Annotated in this window: 5 protein-coding genes and 1 pseudogene; 1 reads left to right on the top strand and 5 read right to left on the bottom strand. The window is 38.2% G+C overall.

The annotated features are described in order from the left end of the window. Positions 1–184: 184 nt before the first annotated feature. From ADF68_RS06255 to ADF68_RS06225, 5 genes and pseudogenes are all read right to left on the bottom strand, one after another. Entirely contained in the window at positions 185–1,387 is a 1,203-nt protein-coding gene (locus ADF68_RS06255; RefSeq protein WP_049548761.1) for an IS110 family transposase, read from the bottom strand. A gap of 154 nt (positions 1,388–1,541) precedes the next feature. Then, positions 1,542–2,938: pseudogene (locus ADF68_RS10555) on the bottom strand (IS3 family transposase). Between the two features lie 283 nt (positions 2,939–3,221). Next, a complete protein-coding gene (locus tag ADF68_RS06235) occupies positions 3,222–3,818 on the bottom strand; it encodes a CPBP family intramembrane glutamic endopeptidase (RefSeq protein WP_049549073.1) in 597 nt (198 codons plus the stop codon). A gap of 111 nt (positions 3,819–3,929) precedes the next feature. Beyond that, positions 3,930–4,829 (bottom strand): zinc metalloprotease HtpX, encoded by a 900-nt coding sequence (gene htpX / locus ADF68_RS06230; protein ID WP_049549072.1) that lies wholly within the window; start codon positions 4,827–4,829, stop codon positions 3,930–3,932. A gap of 1 nt (position 4,830) precedes the next feature. Next, positions 4,831–5,391: a LemA family protein gene (locus ADF68_RS06225; protein ID WP_049549071.1), complete on the bottom strand. Its 561-nt coding sequence runs from the start codon at positions 5,389–5,391 to the stop codon at positions 4,831–4,833. A 94-nt stretch (positions 5,392–5,485) separates the two neighbouring features. Between ADF68_RS06225 and rsmG the strand changes: the two genes are divergently transcribed. Further along, positions 5,486–6,199 (top strand): 16S rRNA (guanine(527)-N(7))-methyltransferase RsmG, encoded by a 714-nt coding sequence (gene rsmG, locus ADF68_RS06220; protein ID WP_049549070.1) that lies wholly within the window; start codon positions 5,486–5,488, stop codon positions 6,197–6,199. Positions 6,200–6,457: the final 258 nt, after the last annotated feature.

Here is a 6,457-nt window from a genome sequence, read left to right as displayed (position 1 = left end):
TCCTTTTCTACCATTTGTCAAGTATATCAAGGTATTTGATGAAAAATAGTTTGATTTCCATAGTCAAACTAAGGAAATTGTCTTTTTCTGAACTAAAGTTTAGTGAAAAAAGTGTACACTAAACCAACACCTTATCTGGTGATTTTTTTTGATAAGGCGTTACAATAATATGGCATAAACAATTTTACCGATTTTGGGTAGAAGTATAATCGTAAAGTTTGTTATGCGTTATAAGGTAATACATTGTTCTAATGAGACGATGTATAGAGGCAATCGTGTGTGGTTTGGTTGAAGTCACTTGCGATTGTCTTTTCCGTTTCTCATAGAAGTCTGCGATATGACAAGGATTGGTGTGGCTAGCTGAAGCTATGTTATGAATGCACTTAAAGAGAATCTTTCTGGCATAGGGATTCCCACGTTTAGTGATATGTTCCTTGGCTAGAAAGTTTCCAGATTCATAGTGTCTGAGGTCAATTCCGATAAAAGCATTGATTTGATTGGCAGAGTGAAATCGACGAATGTCACCAAGTTCGCCAATAATACTTGTCGCTGTGGTTTCAGCTATTCCAGGAATAGAGAGAAGAATCTCATATTCTGGCAAAGATTGAGCCAATGCTACCATCTCCTCTAGAACACCTTGTCTGTGTTCAGAAAGCCTAAGTAACTCCCCTGCATAGTATTTGACCTCTTCTATCACTGGAGAGTTTTTTTTGACCGCACAATAAGACTGATTAGCTAGTTTTGTAAGCTTATCTACTAAGTAAGTCACACGTTTTTCAGAGATGCGTTTCGCCGTAGACTGACGGATGATAGCTGTTAATGTGGCGTCATCTAACTCCAGTACAAAACTATTACATGGAAAAGTCATGACCAAGTTCCAATATTGTTCCCCAGTTGGTGCCGACAATATGTTTTCCAATTCAGGAAAAGTGAACTGTAAAACCTTGTGCAGACGGTTTTTAGCGCAGACGATATCCTCAGTAAGATTCTGATAGAAACGGCTGAGATCGCGTAATTCTTGATAAAGCGCTTCTTGGACATAGCTTGGTTTACGATTGAGGATGAACTGAGAAGCAGCTAGTTTTTCAGCGTCAATCTTATCGGTTTTACGTACTCGTAAGCTATCTAGTTGTTTTTTGGATTCTAAGGGATTGAGCCGTGTATAAGCGTAACTATTATCCTCAAAGAAGGCCTGAAGACGACGAGAATAGACACCAGTCGCCTCGAAGACAATCTCTGGATCGTGAACAGTCTTCAAGTCCCCAAGTAGTCGATTAAATCCGATGGCATCATTGGGAATGGTATAGCCATGTACTTTTTCTCCATTGACCAAGATGGCCACTTCTGAACTTGCTTTACTCACGTCAATCCCAAAAACTACTCGCATGATATTACCTCTTTGTCTTGAATGATTCCTTGCTTTAGTGATGTCATTTTCAATACTCGACGTTTTTCGTCCCACATACTTTGATAACATTCTTCCTAAAACAGGTGTCTTGTCAGTTTTAGTTACGACGTCTAGCGCCAAAGGACTTATCGACTTAACAAGACACCACTACTTTAACATAACGAAAAAGTAGTGAGTACTTTCTCCCGTCGGAGATTTCCTCACTACTAATCTTAGTATGTTTTAGTTTTACCTTAATTCGTTTATTGTTGTAGTAATCAATGTAGTCCACAATAGCTTGTTCCAATTGATTAAGTGATTTAAACGTCTTCTCGTAACCATAAAACATTTCCGCTTTCAAAATGCCAAAGAAAGATTCCATCATGCCGTTGTCTGGGCTGTTGCCTTTACGTGACATAGATGGCTGAATTCCCTTACTCTCTAAAAACCTGTGATAAAAATCGTGTTGATATTGCCATCCTTGATCACTATGGAGAATAGTATTTGTGTAATGTTCCTCACTGAAGGCCTGGTTTAACATAGCTTTCACTTGTTCTAAGTTTGGTGAAGTTGAAAGATTATAGGCGATAATTTCGCTATTAAAGCCATCTAAAACTGGTGATAAGTAAAGCTTTTGAATACTTGCTGGAATGGCAAATTCTGTCACATCTGTGTAGCACTTTTCCATTGGTTTGGCTGCTTCAAATTGGCGTTGAATAAGGTTATCTGCTTTCTTGCCAACGTCTCCTTTATGAGAAGAATATTTCCGTTTATGACGAATTCGAGCACTTAAACCAAGGATTTTCATCAGACGTTGGACCTTCTTATGGTTTACTATATGACCACGATTCCTCAATTCAAGAGTTATTCGGCGATAGCCATAATTTCCTATGTGCTCAGTAAAAATAGCTTGAATTTCAGCTTTAAGATCTTTATCTTTGTCAAGCCCATCTAGTTCCTTCAACTGATAGTAGTAAGTTGAGCGAGGTAAACGAGCCACTTCAAGAAGTAAATCTAGTCGAAATCCTTCTGAAGCCATTTCTCTAATTGTCTCTGCCTTTCTCGCTGTATGGCTTCGTCCCTGTCTTCCGGCTCTTTTAACTTTTTTAAGTAATCCACCTCGGTACGTAAGAGTTCATTCTCCTCTTGGAGTCGCTCTAGTTCTGTCATTTCTTCCCAAGTTTTCTTACGTTTACGTCCCATTTTAGGTACTCTCCCTCTTGTTTTCTCAACAATAGTATACCCGTTTTTCTTGTATTGTGCTAGCCAATTAAGAAGTATCGTACGACTTGGGAGTCCGTATTCAAGAGAAACTCTATCTTTAGTTCAGCCTTCATGTAAGACTTTATTAATCATTTCTTGTTTTAAATCAGGAGAATAGTAACGATTTTTTCCTTTTTTGACGAACTCTATTCCGTAACGATCAATCAATTTAATCATGTACCTAATATTAGAATTGTTTATCCCAAATTTATTTGAAAGCTTCTCTAAGCTATATCCTTGTTTTCTAAGTTCATAGATCTGAACTTTATCATCATAAGTTAATTTCATAATAAAAATACCCCAAAAGTTAGATTTTTTCTGTCTAACTTTTGGGGTTCAGTTCAATATGATGCGTTTTTTGATTTTAAAGACTTTTTGCCCAGACTCGTTGAATGTGCTCAATTTGTTCTGAGTTTAAGTGTTTAGGATAGAAGAGTTTTTCAGGAGCCTTGCTATAGAAGGTTCTGCTACATACTCTACAAGCCAGCTCATGACTGACTATTATTTCGGTTGTATAAGATAAAAATAGTTTTTACCTATGTTTAAAACTCAAAGCATTCTAATTTGGAGATTATATCAAATACATAAAGCAAAATGCAACTAGATTATTGAGGAAATGTAAAAGAATAGAATTCCAAAGATTGTCAGAAGTCTTATACCTTATACCAAATGCCAACCCCATACCTAAATAGGTGATAAAACTAGGAATCGTATAGGGGCCATGTAGATAAGCAAAGAGAACCGATGTGGCAACCAAGCCAATATATGTATTCTTAAATACTGTCCCTTGTAACAGTCCTCGCATAAAAATTTCTTCCGTTACTGGTGCTAAAATACAGAGATCTAGAAAGAGCACAGGCAATGAAAGTGATAAACTTTGAATTGATTGAGTAGTGTCTGATTGGGTAGGTCCTAAAAAATTGACCAACATATAAAATAAGAAAAGCAAGGCGTAGGAGAGAAGCCACTTCAACATATCTTTTAGGCTGATTTTTCGAATGTGAAACAGGTCATACTTTCTTCCTACATAAAAAAATATTGCAAGCTCAACAAATGTAAAAATGATTGAGAGGGCTAATGAATTTGTCCTCATGACTTTGTCAGCTATACTCAAATGTATTGGAATGAAAATCAAAATCAAGAAAAAGGTCATCCAACGCTTATACATGATCCACCTCACTAGTATTTAATTACATATATTATACTACTTTTTTGTGATAGGACAAGTCACAAGTGAGGTGATTGATGCAAACATCCAGAGGAAAATCTCTGGATGTTTTTACATATGTTTCAAACGCTCAATCCGTTCTGAGATTGGCGGATGAGTATAGAAGAGTTTTTGCAAGCCACCTCGTTTTTGAGGATCGTTGATGTAAAGTGCACTGCTAGCATCATCCACATGATGACTCATAGGCTGACTATGGTCCAGCTTACGAAGGGCATTGATCATACCTTGAGGATTACGAGTCAACTCTACACTGGAAGCATCTGCTAAAAATTCTCGCTGACGAGAGATGGCTAGTTGTACCAAGGTTGCTGCTAGGGGAGCCAAAATAATTGCTAGAAGAGAAACAACTAGCATAATAATTTCAAGTCCACCACTATCTCGGTCATCACTTCTACGACCACGGCCTGCACCACCCCACCACATCATACGACCTGCCATACTAGAAAGCATGGTGATAGCACTAGCAAGGGCAACCGCGATCGTAGAAATACGAATATCATAGTTACGAATGTGACTGACTTCATGACCAATAACCGCCTCTAACTCTTCACGATTCATAATTGCAAGGAGTCCTGACGTTGCTGCTACCGCTGCATTTTGGGGATTTGAACCCGTAGCAAAGGCATTTAAGCTGGCATCATCGATGATGAAGACACGTGGCATAGGGATTTGCGCCACCATAGCCATATCTTCCACGACATGATAGAGAGTTGGTGCTGTCTGCTCATTTACCTCACGCGCACCATTCATGGACATGACAATCTCTGTTGATTGAAAAATCATGGACAAGGCATAGATAAAGCCGATAATCAGAGCGATAACTAAGCCACCAAGACCAGACCGCATAAAGAGGTAACCAATTGCATAGCCAACAAGAGCTAAAAGTAGGAAAAATACCAGCAACAAAATCCAAGTTCTTCGCTTATTACTCGCGATTTGATCATACAACATCCTAGTCACCTAAACCACTAAAATCAACCTTTGGTACTGCCTTTTCTTCTTCAGGTGTTTGAAGGAAATCAGCCACTTTAAAACCAAAGAGTCCAGCAACTAGGTTGCTTGGGAATGTTTCTAATTTAACATTATAGTTGCTAACAACACTATTGTAGAGTTGGCGAGAGTAAGAGATTTTATTTTCAGTATTGGTCAACTCCTCTTGCAACTGTGCAAAGTTGCCACTCGCTTTTAGGTCTGGATAATTTTCTGCAACTGCAAAGATTCCTGAAACCTGACGTGTAAGAGCATCACTAGCCTTCATAGCTTCTGCTGGTGAAGTTGCTGCTGCTACTTGATTACGAAGTTCTGCAACTTTTTCAAGCGTTGAACCTTCATACTTTGCATATCCTTTCACGGTCTCAATCAAGTTTGGCAAGAGATCGTTACGACGTTTCAACTGAACATCAATCTGACTCCATGCCTCTTTAGTTTGCATGCGATTTTTAACCAATCCATTATAGGTAATAATCACAAAGATACCAATAAGAGCAAGAACTCCAAGAATAATCCAATTCATCTGATATCTCCTTTCTGTTTTTAGATTAGTACCAGTATATCAAATTTCTATCTTTTTGTGGTAAAATAAGATGACACTAAAGAAGGAAACTACTATGAAACCAGAAACTTTTTACACATTACTTGCTGAACAAAATATTATTCTTTCTGACCAGCAAAAAGTTCAATTTGAGCGTTATTTTGAACTTTTGGTCGAATGGAATGAAAAGATCAACCTGACTGCTATTACTGAAAAGGAAGAAGTCTATCTCAAACACTTCTATGATTCCATCGCTCCTATTTTACAGGGATTGATTGAAAACCAGCCTATTAAACTCTTAGACATTGGTGCTGGAGCAGGTTTTCCTAGCCTCCCTATGAAGATTCTCTATCCTCAGCTAGATGTAACCATTATTGATTCCCTCAATAAACGAATTAACTTTCTGAATCTATTAGCCCAAGAACTAGGGTTAGAAAATGTTCACTTCTATCACGGACGTGCCGAAGACTTCGCCCAAGGTAAGAACTTCCGTGCTCAGTTTGATATCGTTACAGCTCGTGCTGTTGCCCGTATGCAGGTCTTGTCCGAGTTGACTATTCCCTACTTAAAAGTCGGTGGAAAATTGCTAGCACTTAAGGCTAGCAATGCCCCAGAGGAATTAACTGAGGCTAAAAATGCCCTTAACCTTCTCTTTAGTAAGGTTGAAGATAATCTCAGTTACACACTCCCTAACGGAGACCCTCGCTACATTACTATTGTCGAGAAGAAAAAAGAAACTCCAAATAAATACCCAAGAAAGGCTGGCATGCCTAACAAACGTCCGCTTTAGAAAGATTAAAAATCTGCAAACTCACACCTCACTTTCTTATTTCTTAGCTCGGAAAAAAATGATTTACAAAATCATACCTCGCTTTCTTATTTCAAAGCTTGGGAAAAAATGATTTACAAAATCATGCCTCGCTCTCTCATTTCATGGCTCGGGAAAAAATGATTTACAAAATCATACCTCGCTTTCTCATTTCATGGCTCGGGAAAAAATGATTTACAAAATCAAACCTCGCTTTCTTATTTCAAGGCTCGGGAAAAA

It is taken from the genome of Streptococcus pseudopneumoniae, assembly GCF_001068775.1.
Lineage (GTDB): Bacteria > Bacillota > Bacilli > Lactobacillales > Streptococcaceae > Streptococcus > Streptococcus pseudopneumoniae_N.
The sequence above is the reverse complement of the archived record's forward strand: the minus strand, read 5'-3'. Positions and strand labels throughout refer to the sequence as shown.

What these genes read in the sequence shown, in the direction of transcription:
- ADF68_RS06255 (WP_049548761.1), bottom strand. Translation starts at nt 1,387, where the DNA reads ATGCGAGTAGTTTTTGGGATTGACGTGAGTAAAGCAAGTTCAGAAGTG.
- ADF68_RS06235 (WP_049549073.1), bottom strand. Translation starts at nt 3,818, where the DNA reads ATGTATAAGCGTTGGATGACCTTTTTCTTGATTTTGATTTTCATTCCA.
- htpX (WP_049549072.1), bottom strand. Translation starts at nt 4,829, where the DNA reads ATGTTGTATGATCAAATCGCGAGTAATAAGCGAAGAACTTGGATTTTG.
- ADF68_RS06225 (WP_049549071.1), bottom strand. Translation starts at nt 5,391, where the DNA reads ATGAATTGGATTATTCTTGGAGTTCTTGCTCTTATTGGTATCTTTGTG.
- rsmG (WP_049549070.1), top strand. Translation starts at nt 5,486, where the DNA reads ATGAAACCAGAAACTTTTTACACATTACTTGCTGAACAAAATATTATT.